A 21,510-nucleotide genomic window follows, 5' to 3' on the forward strand; every position below is an offset into this window, starting at 1 on the left:
GCTCACTCCTTCGTTTCGTTGGCGGCCTTGCCGGGACGGCGCAGCCAGAGGGACAGGGCATACAGCGAGATGGACGTCCAGGCGATGACGTAGGCGGCCCAGATGTACTCCCAGCCTCCCTGGATGCGGCCGGCGCCCACCTGGGCGAGCAGCGTGTGCATGAGCGGCGACATCAGGCCACCTCCGAAGCGCGGTTGGGCTGCGAGCCGGGCGCGTCCGGGGGGAGCGCGTCGGGCAGGGCCACCTCGGCCTCGCGCGTGGCGAGGGCGATGCGGTAGCGGTGCAGCAGGAAGAGGGTGAGGACGATGAGGAAGGCCCAGGCGTTGACGCGCAGCGACAGCACCATGTCCGGGTCCACCGTCTTGGGCGTCGACTGCACCTGGTGCAGGCTGCGCCACCACTTCACCGAGAACCACACGATGGGCAGGTTCACGTACGAGATGATGCCCACCACCGAGCTCCACACCGCGCGCTTCTCGGGGTCCTCCACGAAGCCGCGCAGCGCCATGTAGGCCACGTACGTCACCAGCATGATGGCCATGGCGGTGAGCCGCGGATCCCAGTCCCAATACGTGCCCCACGTGGGCTTGCCCCAGATGGAGCCGAGCACCAGCCCGTAGCTGCCGAAGAGCAGGCCCACCTCGCCCGTGGCCTCCGCCAGCGCGTCCGTCTTCCAGCTCGACTTCATCAGGTACGCGATGCAGCAGCCGAAGTTGAGCGTCAGCGCCAGCAGCGCCATCCACATGGCCGGCACGTGCACGTAGATGATGCGGTACACCTCGCCCATCATCGCCTCGGGCGGCGTCCACACCAGGCCCAGGTACGCGCCAATGACGAGCAGCAGCACCGCCGCCGCCGTCATGCCGATGAGCGCCGGCTTCGCGTTGTAGCGCGAGCCCGGCGGCGCCCACTTCGCGCCCAGCCGGAAGCCCAGAAACACACTCGCCAGCGCCGCCACCGCCGACACCACCTGCAGCACCGTGTTCATGACACCGCTCCTGACCTCAATCCTCGATGACCCGGGGGAACAGGACGAAACCCAGCCCCCAATAAATCAGATTGAACCCGACGAGCAGCCCGAACCATGAGCCAATCTGATTCATCGGGTCGCCTTGCAGTACGAGCGATGTCGCCTTCGCGGCGGCGAGCAGCGCGGGAATGATGAGCGGGAACAGCAACAGCGGGAGCAGCACATCTCTTGCCCGCGCGTTGCTCGCGATGGCCGAATACACCGTGCCCGGCGCGCTGATGGCCATGCAGCCAAGCACGAGCGTGGTCAGCAAGGTCCCCATCCCCATGGCCACGTTCACCGCGTAGAGCGCCACCATCACCGGGATGAGCAGGACGCCCAGCAGGACGAGCAGCAGGGCGTTGCCCACCGCCTTGGAGAGGAAGATGGCGCGCGCGTCCGCCGGGGCCAGCCGCAGCCCGTCCAGGGTGAGGTTCTCCTGCTCCACCCGGAAGGACTCGCCGAGCGCCAGCACGCTCGCGAAGAGCAGCGCCAGCCACAGGTAGCCGCCCGCGTTGCGCGCCAGCACCTTGGTGTCCGGGCCCACCGCGAAGGAGAAGAGCAGCAGCGTGGCCAGCGCGAAGAAGACGAGCGCGTTGAGCCGCGCGCGCGTGCGCCATTCAATCAGCAGATCCTTGGCCAGCAGCACCCCCACCGTCTTCAGCAGGGAGATGGGTCGGGGTCCGCGCTTCATGCCGCCACCGCCCGGCCTTCCCGCAGGTCCAGGCGCTCCTCGCACAGCGACAGGCCCTGTTCAATCAGGTGCGTGGCCAGGATCACCGTCACGCCCGCGTCCTTGAGCTCGCGGATGATCTTCTCCATGGCCTGGATGCCGGAAGGGTCCAACTCGCCGAAGGGCTCGTCCAGCAGCGCGAGGGCAGGGGCCTTCATCAGCAGCCGGGCGATGGCCAGACGCTTGCGCATGCCCGCGGAGAACTGGCGCACCGGGCTGTCCGAGCGCTTCGTCAGCCCCACCTTGGTGAGCAGCTCCCCGGCCACGTCCGAGGGCCCCTCCATCCCGAGCAGCCGCGCCAGCACCACCAGGTTCTGGTGCGCCGTGAGGTCCTCGTAGAGGAAGCTCGCGTGCGACAGGAGGGCCACCTCGCGGCGCACCGCCTCGCGCTCGGTGACGCAGTCGTTGCCGCGCACCAGCACCCGGCCGTGGGTGGGGGAGAGCGCGGTGGCCACCAGCCGCAGCAGCGTCGTCTTCCCGGAGCCGTTGTGCCCGGTGAGCAGCAACGAGCGGCCCGCGGGGAGGGTGTAGCTCAGGCGCGCGAGGGCCCAGCGACGTCCATATCGCTTGCTGACATCGTGGAGGGCGAGCGCGGGAGGTGACGCTGCGGCGGGGGCTTCCATCGGCGGAAGCGTTCGTAACTGGAAACTTCCCCGCACTCCAGAGAAAGCAGGCCCGGCTGCTCGCCCTGGGGGCGGGAGGTGGTGCCCCAGCGCCCTGGGCGCCTGGGAGAGGGCACGGGCGGGGGAATCGCCGCATCCCGGACAGGGAAATTCCAGGGCATGACCTGGGACCCAGATGGGGTGATCCCCAGGACATGAGACGGGAAGTTTTTTCAACCGGAGCCCCTCCCGTCAGGGCAGGCGAGGGGCTTGGAATTCAGTCAAGGCCGAGAGACGGGGGGGCTGTCCGCGGCGGAACGGAAGATCTTTCGGCCCACTGACGCCCCGTTTGCATCGCCCTTGCACCAGGGACGCAGCGGCTGGGAACGGCGGTACCGCCAACAGTGGCCCCCGCTTCTTGTCGCGGACCTCTGGGCGGATGGCATCCCACGTGCACACCTCCCTGGCCGGGGAACATGGGCGGCGGCGTCATCTGGGAGGAAGCAGCGATGGTGGACGTGCGGGGAACGGTACGACGGGCAATGAAATCCGCGGCGGCGGGGGTGCTCCATCACACGGGGTTGCGCAAGGCCTTGGCGGCCTACAGGCGCTCCCAGTCCGGTGGGCGCCGGCTCCTCATCGTCAGCTACCACCGCGTCGTGGGGGACTTCACCGGAGAGCTGCAGCGCTCCATCCCGGGCCTGCTCATCTCCCAGGAGACATTCCGCAAGCACCTCGAGGGCCTGTCCGCGGCCGGTTATGACTTCGCGCCGCTCGGCGAGGCGCTGGACGTGATGGCCGGACGCCGCACGGCGCGCAAGGACCTGTGCGTCGTCACCTTCGACGACGGCTACCGCGACGTGTACCGCTACGGCTACCCCGTCCTGAAGCAGATGGGGGTGCCGGCCATCACCTACCTGCCCGCGGCCCTCATCGGCACGCCGGGGCGCTTCAACCATGATCGGCTCTTCCACCTGCTGCGGCTCGCGCAGGCGCGCAACCACCGGGCCGTGTTCGACATGATGCCCGCGCCGGCCGCGGAGCTGCTGGACACGGTGGTGTCCGGCCGCCAGCGGCTGTCCGCGGCGCTCGACGACTTCATCGGCCAGTACCCCTCCACCACGCTCCTGGAGACGATCGACGCGCTGGAGAAGACGCTCGGCCCCGGCCCGGACCTGCTCCCCGAGCAGGGCGACCTGATGGACTGGGACGAGGTGCGCCAGATGGTGAAGGACGGCTTCGAGTTCGGCGCGCACACCCTGGGCCACGTGGTGCTCACGCACGAGCCCGTCGACGTGGTGGAGCGCGAGGTGCGCGAGTCCAAGGAGATCATCGAGCGCGAGACGGGCACCACGGTGCGCGACTTCGCCTACTGCAACGGCTGGTACTCGGACGAGGTCATCCGCGTGCTGGTGCGCAACGGGTTCCGCTCGGCCGTCACCACCGAGGACATGCCCAACCGCATCGGCGGGGATCCCTTCACCCTCAAGCGCAAGGTGCTCTGGGAGAACTTCAGCGTGGGCGTGTCGGGTGGGTACTCGCAGAGCCTCACGGTGTGCCAGCTCGACGACTGCTTCGGCGCGCTGGGCATGCGCGGGCCCGTGTACGGCCGGCGTCCGCAGCGCTCGCAGGCCATGGCCAACACGCCGCTCCTCTTCAACCCGCCCGAGGGGGTGTCCTGGTGAACGGTAAGCCGGACACCGCGGTGCCCGCGGCACCCGCTTCACCTGTCACTCCGGCGGCGCCCGCCTCCTCTTTCCTGGGGAAGGCGGGCCCGTTGGTGCTCGCCCGGCTGTTCACCGCGGGCCTCACGCTGTCCATTCCGCTCGTGCTGGCGCGGGTGCTGAGCCCCGCCGAGTACGGCACCTACTACCAGCTCTTCCTCATCGCCACGACGCTCTACTACGTGCTGCCCTTCGGGGTGGTGCAGAGCCTCTACTACTTCGTGCCCCGCGCCGAGGAGAAGCGGCCCTGGTTGGGCCAGGCGCTGCTCTACGTGTCCGGCGCGGGCGTGGTGGCCGCGGGCCTGGTGTGGGCGCTGATGGGGCCGGTGGCGCACCACTTCACCAACCCGGCGTTGCTCGAGCACCGCGGCACGCTCGCGCTCTACACCGCCTTCCTGCTCGGCTCGTTCCCGCTGGAGATTTCGCTCACCAGCCAGGGCCGCACGAAACACTCGGCCCTCGTCTACCTGGTGTCGGACGGGGTGCGCTCCCTGTCCATGGTGGTGCCGTGCCTGCTGGGCTTCGGCCTGCACGGGATGATGCTGGCGGTGGCGGGCTTCGCCTTCCTGCGCTTCGTGGCCGCCTGGGTGGTGGTGCCGCGGGGCTCGAAGGGTCCGCTCGCGCGCGCGGACCTGTGGCGCCAGCAGTTCGTCTACGCGGCGCCCTTCGGCGCGGCCATGGCGCTCGCCATTCCCCAGCAGAACGCCCACCTCTACATGGTGGCGAGCGCGGTGGCTCCGGCCATCTACGCCGTCTACCGCGTGGGGTGCTTCCAGTTGCCCGTGGTGGACCTGCTCTACACGCCCACCAGCGAGGTGCTCATGGTGCGCCTGGGCGAGCTGGACAAGCAGGGGCGCATGGAGGAGGGCGTGGTGGCCTTCCGCGAGGCCGCGGGCAAGCTGGCCTTCGTCTTCCTGCCCTTCGCCGCGTTCCTCTTCGCCGCGGCGCCCGAGTTCATCGGCGCCCTCTTTGGTGTGAAGTACCTCGCGGCGGTGCCCATCTTCCGGGTGAGCGTGCTGGGCGTGGTGCTCGCCATCCTGCCCATGGACGGCGTGCTGCGCGCCCGGGGGCACACGCGCGCCATCCTCCTGTCGTACCTGCTCAAGGCGGCGGTGACGGCGCCGCTCGTCTGGTTCGGCGTGAAGCGCTTCGGCATGACGGGCGGTGTCGTGTCCTGGGCGGTGGCCGAGGTGGTGGGCAAGAGCGCGCTGCTGATGCGCGTACCGGCGGCGCTGTCCACGCCGGAGCGGGCCCTGCGCCTCCGCGACGTCATCCCCTGGCGTGAGCTGGGCAAGGCGTCGCTCGCGGCCGTGGCCGCCGCGGTGGCCGTCTTCCTGCTTCGCCTGGGCACGGAGCACGCCTTCAGCGGCCTGCCCCAGGGCTTCGTCTGGCGGGTGCTGCCGCTCGCGGTGGCCGGCGCGCTGTTCGTCACCGGCTATGTGGGTGTCCTCTACGCGACGGGCGTGAGGCCGTTGAGCCTGCTCGCCAGCTTGCGCTCCCGTCGCGCGGGTTGAGCTCCGGAGCGGCCGTCCGTCATGGACCCTCTGGAGGCCCTCCGGATGATGTCGATGGCGGACGGCGAGGGTCCGGGGGACTCCCGCCCTGGGGGGCCGGTACCTAGCTTGGGGCCTCGTTCAACCAGGGGAGAGGCGTGATGGGCATTGATGCGATGGCGTTGTATCGGATGGGGCGCAAGCTGTACCTGCGGGGCATTCCTGTGTTGCCCGCGGTGGTGCGCAAGGTCATCCACTACCTGCACGGCTCGTACATCCCCTGTGAGGCCGACATCGGCGAGGGGACGCAGCTGGGCTACGGTGGCATGGGCATCGTCATCCACAAGGAAGCCCGGATCGGCCAGCACTGCCTCATCTCCCACCAGGTGACCATTGGTGGGCGCTCGGGGATCAAGCAGCTGCCCATCATCGGCGACTATGTGCGCATCGGCGCGGGCGCGAAGATTCTGGGCCCCGTGCACATTGGCGACTTCGCGGTGATCGGCGCCAATGCCGTGGTGGTGAAGGACGTGGCCCCCGGCGCCATCGTGGGAGGCATCCCCGCCCGGGAGCTGCGCAGGGATCCGGATCCGCTCACCACCTACGAGCGTGAGATGGGCATCCGCCCGCAGCCGGCGCGGCGCCCCGAGGGAGTGCAGCCCGTTCCGCCCGTGTCATCCGCCGCGCAGTAGCCACAAGGAGGGCAGGCCATGCGAGTGCTCCTCGTCGGGGACTATCCGCCACCGCACGGTGGCGTGGCCGTGCACGTCCAGCAGCTCCACGAGTACCTGCGCGGGCGCGGGGTGGAGGCCATGGTGCTGGACATCGGGAAGGGGGGCCGGCCCACACCGGACGTCATCCCCGTCCGGACTCCCACCCAGTATGGAACGCGGCTCGCGGGCTTCCTCCGCGAGGGGTGGACCGTTCACGTCCACACCAGTGGCAACAACCCGAAGTCCTGGATGGTCGCCGCCACCGCGGGAGTGAGGGCACCGCGCTCGCAGCGCGTCATCACCCTGCACTCGGGATTGATTCCGGACTACCTGCGCGCCTCGGTATCGCGCCGGGCCTTCGCTCGGGTGGCGCTGGCCGGCTACTCGCGCGTGGTGGCCGTGTCCGAGGCGGTGGGCGAGGCGCTCGCGCGCTGCGGCGTGCCCGAGGAGAAGCTCGTGGTGTACCCGGCCTTCTGCGGCTCGCAGGTGCGGCCGGGGCCGGTGACGCGGGAGCTCGAGGAGGCGCGGGGCCGCCGCCAGACGCTGCTGGCCATGGCGCACCATCCTTCGCCCGTCTATGGGCGAGAGCTGATGTTCCGCGCGCTGCGGATGCTCTCGGACGAGCGGCCCGGTGTGGGGCTCGCCGTCTTCGGGCCCGGCACGCGCTCGGAGGAGTTCCTCCAAGATGCCCGGCGCCTCGGGGTGGAGGAGCTGCTCGAGGACCTGGGCGAGCTGGAGCACGCGACGGCGCTCGCGTTGATGGCGCGCTGCGATGCCTTCGTGCGGCCGACCACGCACGATGGAGATGCCATCTCCGTGCGCGAGGCGCTCACGTTGGGGGTGCCGTGCGTGGCGAGTGACGTGTGCGGGCGGCCGCATGGGACGTACACCTTCCGCGGGGGCAACGCGGTGGATCTGGCGGAACAGGTGAAGCGCGCGCTCGAGCACGGTCCCGCGCAGGTGGTGTCACCGGACGCCGGGCCGGTGCTGCTGAAGCTCTACGGCGATCTTCTGTCGCAACCGACGATTCTGGGAGGAGGCGAGACACATGCGGCGCAGTGAAGAACTGGAGCTGGCCCGCCGGGCCCTGCGTGGACGGGACCTGGTGGTCTTCTCGAACGACTGGGATGGGGACCCGCTGTCCAAGGTCCACATCATGCGGATTCTGTCCCGGGACAATCGCGTCCTGTGGGTGAACAGCATCGGCAACCGGGCCCCGAAGGCCAATGCGCACGACGTGAAGCGCATCTGGAAGAAGCTGGCCTCGTTCACCGAGGGCATCCGCGAGGTGGAGCCCAACCTCTTCGTGCTCGCGCCGCTGGCGGTGCCGTTCTACGGCTCGGAGGCGGTGCGCGCCTTCAACCGCACGCTGCTGCGCGCCCAGGTGCTGCGCGCCATGCGGCAGCTGCACTTCAAGAAGCCCATCTCCTGGTCCTTCCTGCCGGCCTCGGCGCCGGTGTCCGGGCGGCTGGGCGAGGAGTTCGTCGTCTACCACTGCGTGGACGAGTTCTCCGCCTTCAGCGACACCAACGGCAAGCACATCGCGGAGATGGAGGAGCAGCTGCTGCGCCGGGCGGACCTGTGCATCACCTCGGCGGAGCGGCTGAGGGAGAACAAGGTGCGCATCAACCCGAAGACGGTGCTGGTGCGCCACGGCGTGGACTTCAACCACTTCGTGAAGGCGTGCGATCCGTCCACGCCGATCCCCGAGGACATCGCGAAGCTGCCCAAGCCCCTCTTCGGCTTCTTCGGGCTGGTGGCGGACTGGGTGGATCTGGAGGCCATCGCCGCGACGGCGCGGGCGCACCCCGAGGGCTCGGTGGCGGTGATCGGCAAGGTGGCGCCGGACGTGAACCCGAAGGAGCTCGAGGCGCTGACGTCCCTGCCCAATGTGCACATGCTCGGGCGCAAGCCGTACGCGGCGCTGCCGGGGTACTGCCGGGCCTTCGACGTGGCGCTGATGCCCTTCAAGGTGAACGAGCTCACGCTCAACGCGAATCCGCTCAAGGTGCGCGAGTACCTGGCGGCGGGCCTGCCCGTGGTGAGCTCGGACATTCCCGAGGTGCGCAAGGTGGGCCTGTGCAAGCTGGCGAGCGGCACGGAGGACTTCGTGCGCAAGGTGGACGAGTGCCTCGCCGAGGGCTCCGGCCCGACTCGTGAGCGCGCCGAGCGCATCCGCCACGAGAGCTGGGAAGCCAAGGTGGAGGAGATCCGCGGCTTCGTCGGCGAGGCCATGGTGAAGTCCGGGCGCGGACTGTAGTCGGCGCGAGGAGCCCCGGACCGCCGGGAGCTTCACGCACGGGTGGACACCGCGTGGGAGGTCTGGTTGGTTGCATCCAGCCTCGCCTCCCACCGAGGTGGCCCTGGTCATGCTCACCCGGCGTCTGATCGAACACACCAAGGATGTTGCCCGCTTCGCCCCGGTCCGGCCGGCGGTGAAGGCCGGGCTCCGTGCGGCGATCGCCACCATCCTCCCGGTGCTGGTCGCCAGCGCCTTCCACCTCGCGGGCGCCATCTGGCTGAGCGTCGGTGGCTTCAACACCTCCTTCGCGGACAAGGGCGGCTCGTACCGCTCGAGGGCCTCCAGCATGGGGGCGGTGGCCCTCGCCTGTTCGCTCTCGATTTTCGTGGGCGGACTCGCCGGAGCCCATCCCGCGCTCGCCATTCCAGTGGCCCTGGTGTGGGTGAGCTCGTGCAGCTTCGCGGGCGTGTACGGTCCCACTGCGGGTTTCGTGGGCAACATCGCCGCGACCGCCTTCGTCATCTCCCTGGCCCTCCCCGCCGCCAGTCTCCTCGAGGGCCTCGAGCGCGTGGGCTTCACGCTCGTGGGCGCCCTCTGGGCCATGCTGCTGTCGCTCGTGCTCTGGCCCATCCGTCCCTACCGGCCCTCGCGCCTCGCCGTGGCCCGCTGCTTCCACGCGCTGTCGGACTTCGTGGGCGAGGTGGGCCGTCTGTCCACCGGGGCCGAGACCGCCGCCTGGCAGGGGCTCATCCAAGGCCACCACGGGCGAATCCGCGAGACGCTGGAGGCGGCCCGCGGCACGCTCGCCGCCACCCGCCGTGGACGCCAGGAGAGTGGGCGAGGGGAGCGGTTGCTCGTCCTGCTCCAGATCGCGGACGCGACCTTCGAGACGGGCGTCGCCCTCGCCGACGTGCTGGAGAGCCTCGCGCATGGCTCCGGCGTGCGCCCGGCCCGTGAGGAGGTGGCGCGGGCCCTCGCGGCCTTCTCCCAGTCCCTCCAGGAGCTCGCGCGCGTCGTCGAGACAGAGGGCCCGGTCCGGCGGTTGCCCTCACTGGACTGGAGCGCCGAGGCCCTCCGGGAAGCGCTCGCCCGTGCCGAGACCGCCGAGGGTGCGGACACCATGCGGGTCGTCGATCGGGCCCAAGCGCTCCACGCGGCCCGGTTGCTGGCGCAGCTCCGCGAGTTCGCGGGCATCGCGTCGGAGACGGCCTCGAGCCTCTCGGATGATCGCCCGTCTTCCCTCGGGCGGACGCTGTTGGGGATCGACCTGTCCGAGCGCAAGCGCCCATGGCTCGAGCCGCTGCGGGAGAACCTCTCCCGGGACTCGGTGGTGCTGCGGCATGCGCTCCGGGTCGGAGTGACCACGGCGATCGCCGTCTGGCTCACCGCTCGCCTGCAGCAGAGCCACGGCTATTGGGTCACCATCACCGTGCTCACGATCATGATGCCCTACACCGGCCCGACCTTCCTCAAGGGGCTGCAGCGCGTGGTGGGCACGATGGTGGGAGGCATCCTCGCCGCGCTGGTCGCCGCCTGGCTCCATGATCCGCACGCGATCATGCTGCTCGTGTTCTTCACCGTGGCCATCAGCGTGGCCGTCATCTCGGTGAACTACGGGCTCTACACCGTCTTCCTCACCATCACCTTCGTGCTCCTGGCCGAGGTGGGGACCGGCGACTGGAGCCTGGCCCGGGTGCGCATCCTCAACACCCTCATCGGCGGAGCGCTGGCGCTGGCGGGCTCCTGGCTCCTCTGGGAGCGGCCGGAGAAGGAGCTCTTCCCCGAGCAGCTCGCGGCGGCCCTGCGCGCGGATGGCGAGTACTTCCAGCGGGTGTTCGCCGCGTGGCTCGGCGAGCCGAAGGGGCCGGAGCCGGTGCTCGGCGAGGCGCGGCGGAAGATGGGCCTGGCGACCATCAACGCGGAGGCGTCCTTCCAGCGGCTGCTCTCCGAGCCCCGGAGGCGGACGGAGCCGCTCGAGCCCTTGATGACCCTGCTCGCCTATACGCGCCGGTTCGCGGCGGCGGTGATCGCCTTCTCCTCGACGCAGCACGAGCGGGTGACGGAGCGGGCCCGGGCCAGCCTGGAGCGCTTCGCGCGCACCACCGAGCAGGTGCTGGAGGATCTCGCCGGCGCGGTGGCGCAGGGGCGAGCGCCCGGAGCGTTGCCCGACTTCGGAGGGCTCCTCGGGGCGGACGTGCCTTCCAGCGGGGGAGGGGAGGCCCTGGCCGTGGACGAGCCGCTGCTAAGGGCACAGCTCGAGCGGGTGGTGCGGCAGCTCACCGTGCTCCACGGAGCCGCATCCCGGAGGGCCACCGTGGGGGGCTCGCATTCCGAGACGCCTCGAGGCCCGGACGGCGGCTACCAGTAGCGGCGGGGCGGCACGGCAGTCGGGACGATCTCGGGCGCGGGGACCGGCTCGAGCATCCCGCAGCCGAGCAGCCGCTCGACCGCCACCTTGACTTCCTTCGCGCTGGCACAGTCCTCGAGGTTACGCGCCACCTCGGAGATGGTCCGCTCGCCCATCCCGAACTCCACGAGGAAGAGCCCATCCTCGGAGGTGATTCCGCGAGGGACGCTCCAATCGGTCCGGGCGGCGTCGAACTGCGCACGCCCCAGGCCCGCCCGGGATTTCTCGACCATGAGGGTATAGGCGGACACGGCCTCGTTGCCCTTCGTGGAGAGCCGGAACTTCTGCGCGCGCCCGAAACGGATGCGCTCGGGATTCTCATCCGTCATGGTGGGGGTGCCTTCGCGGGAATGAAAAAGGGCCCAGCCTCGCGGGGAGGCTGAGCCCGTGTGTTGCTTCAAGTTCAGACGCGCCGATCAGATCGGGCGGACGTTCTGCGCCTGCAGGCCCTTGGGGCCACGGGCGACGTCGAACTCCACGCGCTGACCCTCCTGGAGGGAGCGGAAACCCTGGCTCTGAATCGCGGTGTGGTGGCAGAAGAGGTCCTCGCCCCCGCCATCCTGCGTGATGAACCCAAAGCCCTTCGCGTCGTTGAACCACTTCACGATACCAGTTGCCATTTACTCGTCTTCTTTCTTGTCCGGCGTCAGTCAGTTTTGCCGGAGGCCGCACCCAACTGGGGCGACCGGTGCCGTGTGACACGTTTCGAGGCGGATTCCTAGGGGGTCCTCTCAGAAAGATCGCCCCGGTGCCGCGCGGCTGAAGATGAAACCCCTGGCGGCCGGCCCCCATTCCGGGGGGGGCTGGTCCCTCTGAGCGAGGTGGATCAGGCGCCGGGGCACGGCGTTCCATCCGGCCAGAAAGGTCCGCATCACGGAGTACCTGGACGCCGCCTGCCTGCTGAACCGGTTGGCGTTTGCCGCGGCCGCGGCCTGGTGTCTCCTGGACCGGGACCCGGGGGGGGCGTCACCGCCCCGTGACAAAGGGCGCGAGCCCATTTCAACCCCCCCGCGACGCCTGCCTGCCTGCCGCATCCTGTGCTTGACATTTCCCTCCCCCCCAGGATTAGTTAGTTTCCAGTCACTAACTTATCTCGGGCCGAGGCAATGACCCCTCGCAGGGGGGGTTGGGGCGTACGGGAGCACAGGTATGCAGAAGCTTCATCGACAGGGCAGGACGGGCAAGGGCCCGACGTTCAAGGTGCTGGTGGCGGGCGGGCTCGTACTGACGCTGGGCGCGGGGTGTGGGCAGCGGGTGGACGCGGCGGAGACGAAGAATGCCGCGGCCGCGACGCAGGGCTCGGCGCCGGAGGCCGCGGTGAAGGCGGACACGGTGCAGGTGGGTGAGGCGAAGGTTCCGCGCTTCCTCACGGTCACCGGCTCGCTGACGGCCTACGAGGACTCGGACGTGGCGGCGGGTGCCACCGGCAAGGTGGTGTCCGTGCACGCCGAGCGCGGCTCGGTGGTGCGCAAGGGCGACGCGCTGGTGAAGCTCGATGGCCGCGTGGCCGCGGCGAGCCTCGAGGAGGCCCGGGCGCAGGTGACGCTGGCCCAGTCGCAGAAGCAGCTGGCCGACGCCGATTGCGATCGCGCCGACAAGCTCTTCAAGGAGGGCACCTCCTCCGTCGCCGAGCATGATCGCGCCCAGGCCCAGTGCCGCAACGCCGCGGCGCAGGCCGCCTCGGCCGCCGCGCGCCTGTCCATGCTGGAGATCAACGTGACGGACACCACCATCCGCGCCCCGTTCGACGGCGTGGTGTCCGAGCGCGTGGTGTCCGTGGGCGAGTACGTCCGCGCGGACTCGAAGGTGGTGACGCTGGTGGCGTTGAATCCGCTGCGGCTGTCCATCACCGTGCCGGAGTCCTCGGCCGCCTTCATCAAGAAGGATCAGCCGGTGGAGTTCACCCTGACGGCGGAGCCCAACAAGACGCACCAGACGAAGCTCTCCTTCGTGGGCGCGGGCCTGCGCAACGGCACGCGTGACCTGGTGGTGGAGGCGCTGGTGCCCAACGAGAAGCGCGAGCTGATGCCGGGCCAGTTCGCCACCGCGCGGGTGCAGCTGGGTGAGCAGCAGCTCCCGGTGGTGCCGCGCACGGCGGTGCTGGGCGAGGGCTCGCGCCGCAAGGTGTTCGTGGTGAGCGACGGCCGGTTGGAGGAGCGCATCGTCCAGGTGAGCGAGTCCGCTGGGGACTCGCTGGGCGTGATGGCTGGCGTTCGCCCTGGCGAGCGCGTGGTGGCGGTGGCGCGGGACGACCTGCGCGACGGCCAGAAGCTGCAGTAGTCGAGGGCTCCCGCACATGCAATGGCTCGCCAGTATCTGTGTCCGTAAGCCCGTTTTCGCCTGGGTTATCATCCTGCTGATCTGCGTGCTCGGCATCGCCGGGTACATGAAGCTCCCCGTCGACCGTTTCCCCAAGGTCGACTTCCCGGTGGTGGTGGTGGTGACGCGCCTGCCGGGCGCCGCTCCCGAGGAGATGGAGACGGACGTCACCGAGAAGGTGGAGGAGGCGGTCAACACCATCGCCGGCATCGACGAGATGACCTCCATCACCGCGGAGGGCGTCAGCCAGGTCATCATCACCTTCGTCCTGGAGAAGAACGTCGACGTGTCCGTGCAGGAGGTGCGCGATCGCGTCGCTCAAATCACCTACGAGCTGCCGCGCGACGCGGAGACGCCGGTGGTGCAGAAGTTCGATCCGGACGCCGTGCCGGTCATCGTCCTCTCGGTGCAGGCGGAGAAGCCCGTCCGGGAGATCACCGAGTACGCGGACCGCGTGCTGCGCCGCCGGCTGGAGACGGTGCAGGGCGTGGGACAGGTGTCGCTCATCGGTGGCCGCAAGCGCCAGGTGAACGTGTGGATGGACCCGGTGAGGATGCGGGCGGCGGGCGTGAGCTCGTCGGACGTGCAGCGCGCGCTGGCGGGGCAGAATCTGTCCATGCCCGGCGGCAGCATCGACACGGGCCCGGAGCGTTTCACCCTGCGTCTGCGCGGCCGGGTGACGAGCGTGGAGGAGCTGGGCCAGCTGGTGCTGCGCGAGAGCAACGGCCACATCCTGCGCATCCGGGACGTGGCGCGGGTGGAGGACGGCGAGGTGGAGGCGGAGACGGCGGCCATGCGCGATGGCAAGTCCGCGGTGCTCCTGTCCCTGCGCAAGCAGTCCGGTGAGAACAGCGTGGCCCTGGTGCAGGAGGTGCGCGCGCGCGTGGCGGAGCTCAGCAAGACGCTGCCGCCGGGCTACTCGCTGGAGGTGGTGCGCGACAACACGGAGACCACCCTCACCAGCGTGCACGCGGTGAAGGAGCACCTGCTGCTGGGCGGTGTCTTCGCCGCGCTGGTGGTGCTCGTGTTCCTGGGCAGCTGGCGCAGCACCGTCATCGCCGCGCTCGCCATCCCCACGTCCATCATCGGCACCTTCTCGCTGATGAACTTGATGGGCCTCAACCTCAACACCATCAGCCTGCTGGCGCTCGCGCTGGCGGTGGGTATCGTCATCGACGACGCCATCGTGGTGCTGGAGAACATCCACCGCTTCATCCACGAGAAGAAGCTCAAGCCCTTCCCGGCCGCCATCCTGGCCACCAAGGAGATCGGCCTCGCGGTGCTCGCCACCACGCTGTCGCTCATCGCGGTGTTCCTCCCGGTCGTCTTCATGGGCGGCATCCCCGGGCGCTTCCTGAGCAGCTTCGGCTGGACGATGGCCTTCTCCATCACCGTGTCGCTGGTGGTGTCCTTCACCCTCACGCCCATGCTGTGCGCGCGCTGGCTGGTGGGTGGTACGGCGGCGCCCGATCACGGTGGGCATCACCGCAAGCCGTTTCTCGAGCGCCTCACCGACATGGTGTACCTGCCCATCGAGCGCGCCTACGAGCGCGCCCTGCGCTGGGTGCTGGCGCACCGGTGGGTGGCCGTCGTGGCGGCGCTGGCCACGCTCGGCTCGTGCGTGCCCCTCATGGGCGCGGTGCCCAAGGGCTTCCTCCCCAAGAGCGACGAGGCCCAGTACCAGGTGACCATCCGCATGCCGGAGGGCACCAGCCTGGAGTCCACCCTGCTCGCGACCGAGCGCGTGGCGCGCGACATCCGCGAGAAGGTTCCGGAGACGACCTCCACGCTCGTCACCATCGGCGACAACACGGACCGGGCCTCCAACGTGGCCGGCATCTTCGTGAGGATCGTCGACCCGGACAAGCGCAAGGACACCCAGGACGACATCATGAACCGGGTGCGCCAGGAGGTGACGTCCAAGCTGCCCAAGGAGTGGCGGGTGAGCGTGTCCAACGCGCCCCTCTTCAGCGGCGCCGGTGCGCAGGCGGCCGTCCAGTACGTGGTGACGGGCCCCGACTTCGACGAGCTGGGCAAGCAGTCCAGCATCCTGCTGAAGAAACTCAAGGAGATCCCCGGCGTGGTGGACGCGGACAGCAACCTCATCGTCGGCAAGCCCGAGGTGAGCGCGTACATCGACCGCTCGCGCGCCGCGGACCTGGGCGTGCAGGTGCCCGAGGTTGCCAGCACCATGCAGATGCTCGTGGGCGGGCTCGACGTGTCCACCTACGTGGAGAACGGCAACCTGTATGACGTGCGGTTGCGCGCCGAGTCCGGCTCTCGCGACAGCGTGGAGGCCCTCGGCAATCTCACCGTGCCCTCCATCCGGGCCGGGTCCGTGCCGCTCACGGACGTGGTGCGGCTGCAGAAGGAGGAAGGCCCCTCGCAGATCAACCGCATGAACCGCCAGCGTCAGGTCATGCTGTCGGCCAATACGGCGCCCGGCGTGAGCACGGGACAGATCGTGGAGGCGTTCAACAAGGCCATCGCGGAGACGAAGCTGCCCTCCGGCTACGTGGCCAAGCCCGCGGGCCAGTCCAAGGAGATCGCCCGCACGGGCCAGAACTTCCTCCTGGCCTTCGCGCTGTCCTTCATCTTCATGTACCTGATCCTCGCCGCGCAGTTCGAGTCGTGGATCCACCCCATCACCATCCTCCTGTCGCTGCCGCTGACGGTGCCCTTCGCGCTGATCTCGCTGCTCATCTTCCGGCAGGCGCTCGACATGTACTCGATGCTCGGGTTGCTGGTGCTCTTCGGCGTGGTGAAGAAGAACTCGATTCTGCAGATCGACCACACCAACCAGCTGCGGCAGGAGGGCCTGCCGAAGGTGGAGGCCATCGTCCACGGCAGCAAGGACCGTCTGCGTCCCATCCTCATGACCACGCTGTCGTTCGTGGCGGGCATGATTCCGCTGCTGCTCTCCAAGGGCGTGGGCGCCAGCTTCAACCAGGCCACGGCCGGCGTGGTGGTGGGTGGTCAGACGCTGTCGCTGGTGCTCACCCTGCTGGTGACGCCGGTGGCCTACTCGCTGATGGATGACGCCTCGGCGTGGTTCAAGCGCAAGTTCGGCTCCAAGCGCTCGCCCGAGGAGACGGGCGAGGCCGAGGTGGCGCGCGTCTACGGCCAGGACACGCTCGCCGAGCTGCGCCCCACACACACCACCGAGGAGGCGGCATGATCGCCCTGCTTGCATTGACGCTGACGGTGAGCGCCGCGACGCCGGTGCTCACGCTCGACGAGGCGCTCCAGGCGGCTCGTGAGCACAACCTCGATATCCAGGCGGCTCGTGCCCGGCTGCAGCAGGCGCAGCTGTTGTCCAACCGGGCGTGGGCGGCCTACCTGCCCACCGTCGCGGTGGGCGCCGCGTACACCCGCAACTCGGCGGAAGCGGCGTTCTCCCTGCCCGGGACGACCACGTCCATCGTCATCCAGCCGTACAACCAGCTCGCCGGCCAGGCCGAGCTGCGTCAGGCGCTCATCGCCCCGTCGCTGTGGCCCGCCATCCGCAACGCGGGCATCGCCGAGGACGTGGCGGAGCTGAGCACCGAGAGCGTGCGCCGGGACATCCTCTTCGTCGTGGCGCAGGCCTACTTCGCCGCCGCCAGCTTCCAGGAGGCCATCCGCGCCGCCGAGTACCTGCTGGAGGTGAACAAGGCGCGCGAGTCGGACACGCAGAAGCGCTTCGACGCGGGCACGGTGACGCGCGTGGCGCTGCTCCGGGCGCAGCTGGACCGGGCGCGCGCCGAGCAGGATCTGGTGCGCGCGCGCAACGCCTACGCTTCCGCGAAGCTGGCGCTCTCCACGCTCATCCAGCGGCCGCCGGAGTTCTCGCTGGAGCTGCCGCCGGTGCCCGAGGTGCCCTCCAACGACGTGGACCTCGTCAAGCAGGCGCTGGAGCAGCGGCCGGACGTGGCCGCCGCGCGGCGCAACCTGGACCTCGCGGTGGGCCGCCGGCAGGGCGTGTGGTTCTCCTACGCGCCCTCGGTGGGCTTCTCCGGCGTCTACCGCATCAGCAACGCCACGGGCTTCACCGGGAAGAACGACTCGTGGGCGCTGGGGCTCAGCGCGCAGTGGGTGCTGTGGGACGGTGGCCTGCGGGAGATCAACCTGCGCGAGGAGTCCGCCCGCGTGGCCGAGGCCACCGCCCAGAGCAAGCTGGCCGAGTCGCGGGCCACCGAAGAGGTGTCCCGCTCCCGGCTGGACTACGAGAACGCCCGGGCCAATCTGGCCAAGGCCGAGGAGGCCCTGGGGCTGGCGCGTGAGACGCAGCGTCTCACGGAGATCAGCTTCAAGGCGGGCGTGGCCACCTACCTCGAGGTGGCGGACGCCAACTCCTCGCTGACCAGCTCCGAGGTGAATGCCATCTCCGAGCGCCTGCAGACGTCGCTCGCGGCCCTGCGCCTGCTGCGGTCCGCCGGGCTCTTCGAGGCGAAGCAGTAGGTACACCGGGGGCTCCGCCGCGCGTGGGCGGAGCCCTCAGTCCCCCTCAGTCCCAGGACAGCTCGTAGTCGTTGTCGAGCGAGGGCGTCGGCCGGCAGCGCACCGTCAGCCCGCGCACCCGCGCCGCCTCGAACGCTCCCTGCAAGGCGCCCTCGGTGTACGAGTGGGGCAGGTAGTCGCGGGTGATGCGCAGCACGGCGCTGTGGAAGCCCGTCCAGTGCACCTTGCACCCACCCGCGCTCGTGTTCATCCGGTGGGCCGAGGGCATGGCATCCAGCAGCCGCCGGGAGTCGGAGATCACCAGCCGCAGCATGATGGCGCCCATGGTGGACGTGGCGAAGCTCCGCGCCGACACGTAGCCCATCTGCCGCATGACCTCGTCGAACGTCCGGGTCTCGTCGCTCAGCCGCCTCGCCCCGGCGTAGGACATGCGCAGCATCGTGTCGACGGGGTAGTTGAAGAGGTCCAGGAAGCGCTTCTCCCCGCTCTCGGCGAGGCAGTGCTGCACCGCGGCCTCTCCCCCGAGCTGCCGCACCGCCTGGAGCACCCCGTTGAGGAAGAGCCCGCGCGTGGTGTCTCCCGGAGTCACCAGGGACAGCCGGTGCCGCAACTCCTCCTCGGAGCCGATGGGCCACGCTTCATGTCCCGCCGCGTCATTCACGCGCCCCAGTCTGACGCCCACCCCCTCGTTCACGCCAGCCCCGCCTTTCGTCACTGTTTGATGACGGCGGGGGGCGTACGGCCGGTGATGACGTCTTCGAACCGGGCGTACCGGCGCACCAGCCGCGCGTAGTCCGAGGGCCGCACGTCGCGCTGCTCCATCGTGCGCACCAGGTCCTCCCTCGCGGCCAGGTAGTCCGCCGCCGGGAGCCCGCACGTCTGCTCTAGCAGCCGCGCCACCTCGTCCTCGGGCAGCGTGAGGGGGATGCCCAGCCGCTCGTGCATGCGCCGCCGCAACTGGCGCGCCAGCTCCGGCACCAGCTCGCGCTCCACCTTCGAGCGCCGCGCCAGCCAGCCGAGCGAGCGCACGTACTCCAGCGCCGAGCGGTGCTTCTCCTGAAGCCTCGGGCGGGGCGGGCCGAAGCGCGTCCCGCGCGACACCGCGTACAGGAGGCCCACCACCAGGCCCTGCGCCACGAAGACCCAGAGGGCCCTCGCCGAGGGCGGTTCCGGCTTCGGGCCGAGGGCATGGTGGTACTCGTCGAAGGCGAGGGGCCCGCGCGCCGCCAGCGCGTCCCAGAAGCGCAGGTTGTCCAGCAGCTCCAGCCGCCGGTTCTCCGCCAGGTCCACTCCCGCGAGCACGTAGACCTCGCCCTGGCCCTCGGGCACCCGCCACATCACCGCCACGCCCTTCGCCCCCGCGAGCGGCACCGCTTCGGGCCTGCCCACGTTCACCCCCTGGTCCAGCGACACGCGCAGCCGCTCCAGGCCTCGCGCCGCGCCCACCGGCACCCAGACGTGCACCGTCGTGCCCGTGAGATCCCTCTCCTTCGGCGGCAGTCCCTCGGAGTCCGGCGGCGGGAGCGAGCCCGTGGAAGGCCGCAGCCAGTCGTCCAGGTGCGGCTGCTGCGTCTTCGCGTTCCTCGACGCGAGGTAGACGAGCGTCCCGCCCCGGCGCACCCACTGGCGCAGGGCCTCGGTCTCCGCCTCCGTCATGGGCCGGCCCACGGGCGCCGCCACCACCACCGTGCGCACGCCCTCGGGAATGCCCGGTGTGTCGAAGGCCTCGTGCAGCGCCGATACCGGTGCGCCCGACTCCTGGAGGTACAGGTACAGCGCCCGCAGTCCCAGGGGCCCCGGGTTGTCCACCGAGGGCACCGTCGTCGGCTGGGGCGGCGCCTGGTTCGCCGCGAGTCCCAGCGCCAACGCCAGCGCCACCAGCACGCCGTAGATGGCCGCGGTCCGGAGGCCCTTCATGCCACCGCTCCCGCGAGTCCCTGGTGCAGCCGCTCCACCTCGGCCACGAAGCGCGCCGCGTCGTCCGCCGGCACCGGCTCGAGCGAGTAGAAGGCCCGGTCGTACCAGCGCACCAGCCGCTCCACCTCGCCCGTGAGCTGCTCGGAGGCACCGCGTCCGGGGAGCTCGCCCACCAGCTCGCGGTTCGTCTTCACCCGGTCCGGCCGTGCCAGCCGCTTCGCCTCCAGCGAGGACAGCAGCGCCAACAGCCCTTCCCGGATGGCCTCGCGCGGTTGGGTTGCCAGCGCCGTGCGCGCCCTCGTGAGGTGCTCACCCGGTGAGTCGAGCCGCAGCGCCGCCGCTCCCGTGTCCGTCTGGGCCGCTTCTCCCCGCCGCGCCGGGCCCTTCCTCCAGTGACGCAGGCGCAGCGCCGCGAAGAGCACCACCGCGAAGCCCAGCACCAGCACCACCGTGCGCGTGCTCGTCGCGAAGCCCTGGGCCTCCCGCGTCTGTAGCAGCGCCTCCAGCCACGTCAGTACCATTCGCATCAGCCGCTGGAGCACGTCCCCCTGGCGTTGCCGGGCCTGGGCGAACTCGGGCCGAGCGAGGATGTCCTGGAGCCGGGCCGGGTCCGTCCGGGGCAGGGGCTCCGCCGCGCCCTGGGCCGCTTCGAGCTGCGTACAGGCCGCTTGAATGCGGCGGGCCGCCGTCTTCGCGCGCGCGGTGGGCTCCGTGTCCTCCGGCGAGCGCAAGGGCAATCCCCGCCAGCGCGACTCCAGCGCCTCGAGGTGCGCGTCCAGCGCCTCTGGCTCCTCCTCGGCCAGCTCCGTGAGCTGTTGGAGCTCCCGCGCCTGGATCTCGCAGGGCAGGGGAGCGGCCGCGAGCCACAACAGCACCAGCCCGGACATCATGCGCGCGCCTCCAGGCGCTTCTCCAGATCCAAGCCCTCGCGGCGCACGCGCATGTCCAGGTAGAGCGTGGCGTAGACGACGAGCCCCAGCGGGTTGAAAAGGGACTGTCCCACCACCTGCAGCAGCTCCGCGGGGACGAGCAGCGACTGGGGCACCGGATTGGCCGCGGCGGCCGCCGGGTCGAACGGACTGCCATAGACGAACTGGATGATCAGCGCGGGCAGCCCGCACAGGATGCTCACCGCGAGCAGGATGAGCGACACCACGGTGACGAGGAGCATCGCGCGCACCGACACGCGCCCGATGAAGCCCGGCTCCACCCGTCCCGAGAGCAGCTCGCCCGAACGGCGGAAGGAGCGCACCGCCGGGAGCTCCTCCAGGGCCATCACCGGCGCGAGCAGCGAGAAGCGCAGCAGGTACCAGAGGAAGCCGCCGAGCAGCCCGAGGAGCGCGAGGATGAGCCCTCCGCCCGCCAGCACCAGGCCGGCGATCCGGGTGCCCGGTGCGGTCGACTGCACCCCCATCACCGCGCCCACACCGGCCAGCACCGTGCCGGGCAGCATCATCAGCAGCGTGGCCCCCACGCCCCAGAGCAGAGACAGGACGAAGGCTCCGGTGAACGCGACTCCCCGCTTCAGCGCGCGCCGCATCCCCTCGGCTGGAGTCGTGGGCTCGCCGAGCTGCGCGGGCACCACGTATCGGGCCACCACCAGCGTGTTCAGATCGTAGATCCAGAGGGACACCACGAGGATTCCCGCGAGCGCTCCCATCATGCGGGCGTAGTGGGCGCCCAGGACGGCCAGGTCCCCGGTGCGCGCCGCATCCTGGATGACCGAGTAGTTGCGCAGCAGCGCCAACTGCATGGCCTTGGTGAGGATGTACGAGACGAGGTTGAAGCCGAGGCTGAGCAGGAACAGCGTCTTGAAGTGCTGGCGCCAGAAGGTGGCCGCGCGGTCGATGATCTCTCCGAGCGCCAGGGGCCGCAGTTCCGAAAGGGGATGACTCACGGGCCGCAGCCTAC

General features: G+C 70.2%; 19 protein-coding genes. 9 read left to right on the forward strand and 10 right to left on the reverse strand.

Translation table 11 applies throughout. The features are described from left to right. Positions 1-2: 2 nt before the first annotated feature. From ACJ8AN_RS16650 to ccmA, 4 genes are read right to left on the reverse strand one after another with little or no spacing between them, the layout of a single operon-like run. The gene (locus ACJ8AN_RS16650) at positions 3-173 is read right to left on the reverse strand and encodes a hypothetical protein (RefSeq protein WP_407756351.1); all 171 of its coding nucleotides are present in this window, start codon (positions 171-173) and stop codon (positions 3-5) included. Next, the gene (gene ccsA, locus ACJ8AN_RS16655; RefSeq protein ID WP_407756352.1) at positions 173-988 is read right to left on the reverse strand and encodes a cytochrome c biogenesis protein CcsA; all 816 of its coding nucleotides are present in this window, start codon (positions 986-988) and stop codon (positions 173-175) included. The genes ACJ8AN_RS16650 and ccsA overlap by 1 nt, the downstream gene beginning before the upstream one ends. A 16-nt stretch (positions 989-1,004) precedes the next feature. Then, on the reverse strand, positions 1,005-1,703 hold the full coding sequence (locus ACJ8AN_RS16660) for a heme exporter protein CcmB (RefSeq protein WP_407756353.1): 699 nt from the start codon (positions 1,701-1,703) through the stop codon (positions 1,005-1,007). Next, complete coding sequence (gene ccmA / locus ACJ8AN_RS16665) at positions 1,700-2,365, reverse strand: heme ABC exporter ATP-binding protein CcmA (RefSeq protein ID WP_407756354.1); 666 nt, start codon at positions 2,363-2,365, stop codon at positions 1,700-1,702. Before ccmA ends, ACJ8AN_RS16660 begins: the two co-directional genes overlap by 4 nt. Before the next feature lie 572 nt (positions 2,366-2,937). Here ccmA and ACJ8AN_RS16670 point away from each other — a divergent pair. The 6 genes from ACJ8AN_RS16670 to ACJ8AN_RS16695 all read left to right on the forward strand — a co-directional run bounded on the left by ACJ8AN_RS16670 (position 2,938) and on the right by ACJ8AN_RS16695 (position 10,884). Then, positions 2,938-4,029: a polysaccharide deacetylase family protein gene (locus ACJ8AN_RS16670; RefSeq protein WP_407756404.1), complete on the forward strand. Its 1,092-nt coding sequence runs from the start codon at positions 2,938-2,940 to the stop codon at positions 4,027-4,029. Positions 4,030-4,049: 20 nt separating this feature from the next. Continuing rightward, the gene (locus tag ACJ8AN_RS16675) at positions 4,050-5,582 is read left to right on the forward strand and encodes a lipopolysaccharide biosynthesis protein (protein WP_407756405.1); all 1,533 of its coding nucleotides are present in this window, start codon (positions 4,050-4,052) and stop codon (positions 5,580-5,582) included. A gap of 140 nt (positions 5,583-5,722) precedes the next feature. After that, a complete protein-coding gene (locus tag ACJ8AN_RS16680; RefSeq protein WP_407756355.1) occupies positions 5,723-6,253 on the forward strand; it encodes a serine O-acetyltransferase in 531 nt (176 codons plus the stop codon). Positions 6,254-6,271: 18 nt separating this feature from the next. After that, entirely contained in the window at positions 6,272-7,336 is a 1,065-nt protein-coding gene (locus ACJ8AN_RS16685) for a glycosyltransferase family 4 protein (protein ID WP_407756356.1), read from the forward strand. After that, positions 7,323-8,534 (forward strand): glycosyltransferase, encoded by a 1,212-nt coding sequence (locus tag ACJ8AN_RS16690; protein WP_407756357.1) that lies wholly within the window; start codon positions 7,323-7,325, stop codon positions 8,532-8,534. The genes ACJ8AN_RS16685 and ACJ8AN_RS16690 overlap by 14 nt, the downstream gene beginning before the upstream one ends. Before the next feature lie 109 nt (positions 8,535-8,643). Further along, positions 8,644-10,884 carry an FUSC family protein gene (locus ACJ8AN_RS16695; protein ID WP_407756358.1) on the forward strand — a complete coding sequence of 747 codons (2,241 nt, stop codon included), beginning with the start codon at positions 8,644-8,646 and terminating at the stop codon, positions 10,882-10,884. On the opposite strand, the gene ACJ8AN_RS16700 is transcribed toward ACJ8AN_RS16695, so the two are convergent. Then, positions 10,875-11,252, reverse strand: coding sequence for a hypothetical protein (locus ACJ8AN_RS16700; protein WP_407756359.1), 378 nt, complete (start codon positions 11,250-11,252; stop codon positions 10,875-10,877). The two genes, ACJ8AN_RS16695 and ACJ8AN_RS16700, sit on opposite strands and share 10 nt — an antisense overlap. Positions 11,253-11,339: 87 nt before the next feature. Continuing rightward, the gene (locus ACJ8AN_RS16705) at positions 11,340-11,543 is read right to left on the reverse strand and encodes a cold-shock protein (protein ID WP_407756360.1); all 204 of its coding nucleotides are present in this window, start codon (positions 11,541-11,543) and stop codon (positions 11,340-11,342) included. Between the two features lie 529 nt (positions 11,544-12,072). Between ACJ8AN_RS16705 and ACJ8AN_RS16710 the strand changes: the two genes are divergently transcribed. Genes ACJ8AN_RS16710 through ACJ8AN_RS16720 form a run of 3 tightly spaced genes read left to right on the forward strand, consistent with a single transcriptional unit; the run spans position 12,073 to position 17,682 of the window. Continuing rightward, positions 12,073-13,203 (forward strand): efflux RND transporter periplasmic adaptor subunit, encoded by a 1,131-nt coding sequence (locus ACJ8AN_RS16710; protein ID WP_407756361.1) that lies wholly within the window; start codon positions 12,073-12,075, stop codon positions 13,201-13,203. Positions 13,204-13,219: 16 nt separating this feature from the next. Continuing rightward, a complete protein-coding gene (locus ACJ8AN_RS16715) occupies positions 13,220-16,420 on the forward strand; it encodes an efflux RND transporter permease subunit (RefSeq protein ID WP_407756362.1) in 3,201 nt (1,066 codons plus the stop codon). After that, positions 16,417-17,682 carry a TolC family protein gene (locus tag ACJ8AN_RS16720; protein WP_407756363.1) on the forward strand — a complete coding sequence of 422 codons (1,266 nt, stop codon included), beginning with the start codon at positions 16,417-16,419 and terminating at the stop codon, positions 17,680-17,682. Before ACJ8AN_RS16715 ends, ACJ8AN_RS16720 begins: the two co-directional genes overlap by 4 nt. Positions 17,683-17,728: 46 nt before the next feature. On the opposite strand, the gene ACJ8AN_RS16725 is transcribed toward ACJ8AN_RS16720, so the two are convergent. The 4 genes from ACJ8AN_RS16725 to ACJ8AN_RS16740 are packed head-to-tail and all read right to left on the reverse strand — an operon-like array spanning position 17,729 to position 21,496. Further along, positions 17,729-18,376, reverse strand: a complete 648-nt coding sequence (locus tag ACJ8AN_RS16725) for a TIGR02265 family protein (protein WP_407756364.1) — start codon at positions 18,374-18,376, stop codon at positions 17,729-17,731. Positions 18,377-18,393: 17 nt separating this feature from the next. Further along, the gene (locus ACJ8AN_RS16730) at positions 18,394-19,599 is read right to left on the reverse strand and encodes a DUF4350 domain-containing protein (protein ID WP_407756365.1); all 1,206 of its coding nucleotides are present in this window, start codon (positions 19,597-19,599) and stop codon (positions 18,394-18,396) included. Then, positions 19,596-20,489 carry a DUF4129 domain-containing protein gene (locus ACJ8AN_RS16735; protein ID WP_407756366.1) on the reverse strand — a complete coding sequence of 298 codons (894 nt, stop codon included), beginning with the start codon at positions 20,487-20,489 and terminating at the stop codon, positions 19,596-19,598. The genes ACJ8AN_RS16730 and ACJ8AN_RS16735 overlap by 4 nt, the downstream gene beginning before the upstream one ends. Next, complete coding sequence (locus ACJ8AN_RS16740) at positions 20,486-21,496, reverse strand: hypothetical protein (RefSeq protein ID WP_407756367.1); 1,011 nt, start codon at positions 21,494-21,496, stop codon at positions 20,486-20,488. The genes ACJ8AN_RS16735 and ACJ8AN_RS16740 overlap by 4 nt, the downstream gene beginning before the upstream one ends. Positions 21,497-21,510 lie beyond the last annotated feature (14 nt).

This window comes from Archangium sp. (assembly GCF_045802675.1).
Lineage (GTDB): Bacteria > Myxococcota > Myxococcia > Myxococcales > Myxococcaceae > Archangium.

Excerpts from the sequence above, each read along its gene's own strand:
- ACJ8AN_RS16690 (WP_407756357.1), top strand. The coding sequence starts at position 7,323 with ATGCGGCGCAGTGAAGAACTGGAGCTGGCCCGCCGGGCCCTGCGTGGA.
- ACJ8AN_RS16650 (WP_407756351.1), bottom strand. The coding sequence starts at position 173 with ATGTCGCCGCTCATGCACACGCTGCTCGCCCAGGTGGGCGCCGGCCGC.
- ACJ8AN_RS16735 (WP_407756366.1), bottom strand. The coding sequence starts at position 20,489 with ATGATGTCCGGGCTGGTGCTGTTGTGGCTCGCGGCCGCTCCCCTGCCC.
- ACJ8AN_RS16680 (WP_407756355.1), top strand. The coding sequence starts at position 5,723 with ATGGGCATTGATGCGATGGCGTTGTATCGGATGGGGCGCAAGCTGTAC.
- ACJ8AN_RS16695 (WP_407756358.1), top strand. The coding sequence starts at position 8,644 with ATGCTCACCCGGCGTCTGATCGAACACACCAAGGATGTTGCCCGCTTC.
- ACJ8AN_RS16705 (WP_407756360.1), bottom strand. The coding sequence starts at position 11,543 with ATGGCAACTGGTATCGTGAAGTGGTTCAACGACGCGAAGGGCTTTGGG.
- ACJ8AN_RS16685 (WP_407756356.1), top strand. The coding sequence starts at position 6,272 with ATGCGAGTGCTCCTCGTCGGGGACTATCCGCCACCGCACGGTGGCGTG.
- ACJ8AN_RS16710 (WP_407756361.1), top strand. The coding sequence starts at position 12,073 with ATGCAGAAGCTTCATCGACAGGGCAGGACGGGCAAGGGCCCGACGTTC.
- ccsA (WP_407756352.1), bottom strand. The coding sequence starts at position 988 with ATGAACACGGTGCTGCAGGTGGTGTCGGCGGTGGCGGCGCTGGCGAGT.
- ACJ8AN_RS16660 (WP_407756353.1), bottom strand. The coding sequence starts at position 1,703 with ATGAAGCGCGGACCCCGACCCATCTCCCTGCTGAAGACGGTGGGGGTG.
- ACJ8AN_RS16730 (WP_407756365.1), bottom strand. The coding sequence starts at position 19,599 with ATGAAGGGCCTCCGGACCGCGGCCATCTACGGCGTGCTGGTGGCGCTG.
- ACJ8AN_RS16700 (WP_407756359.1), bottom strand. The coding sequence starts at position 11,252 with ATGACGGATGAGAATCCCGAGCGCATCCGTTTCGGGCGCGCGCAGAAG.
- ACJ8AN_RS16715 (WP_407756362.1), top strand. The coding sequence starts at position 13,220 with ATGCAATGGCTCGCCAGTATCTGTGTCCGTAAGCCCGTTTTCGCCTGG.
- ccmA (WP_407756354.1), bottom strand. The coding sequence starts at position 2,365 with ATGGAAGCCCCCGCCGCAGCGTCACCTCCCGCGCTCGCCCTCCACGAT.
- ACJ8AN_RS16720 (WP_407756363.1), top strand. The coding sequence starts at position 16,417 with ATGATCGCCCTGCTTGCATTGACGCTGACGGTGAGCGCCGCGACGCCG.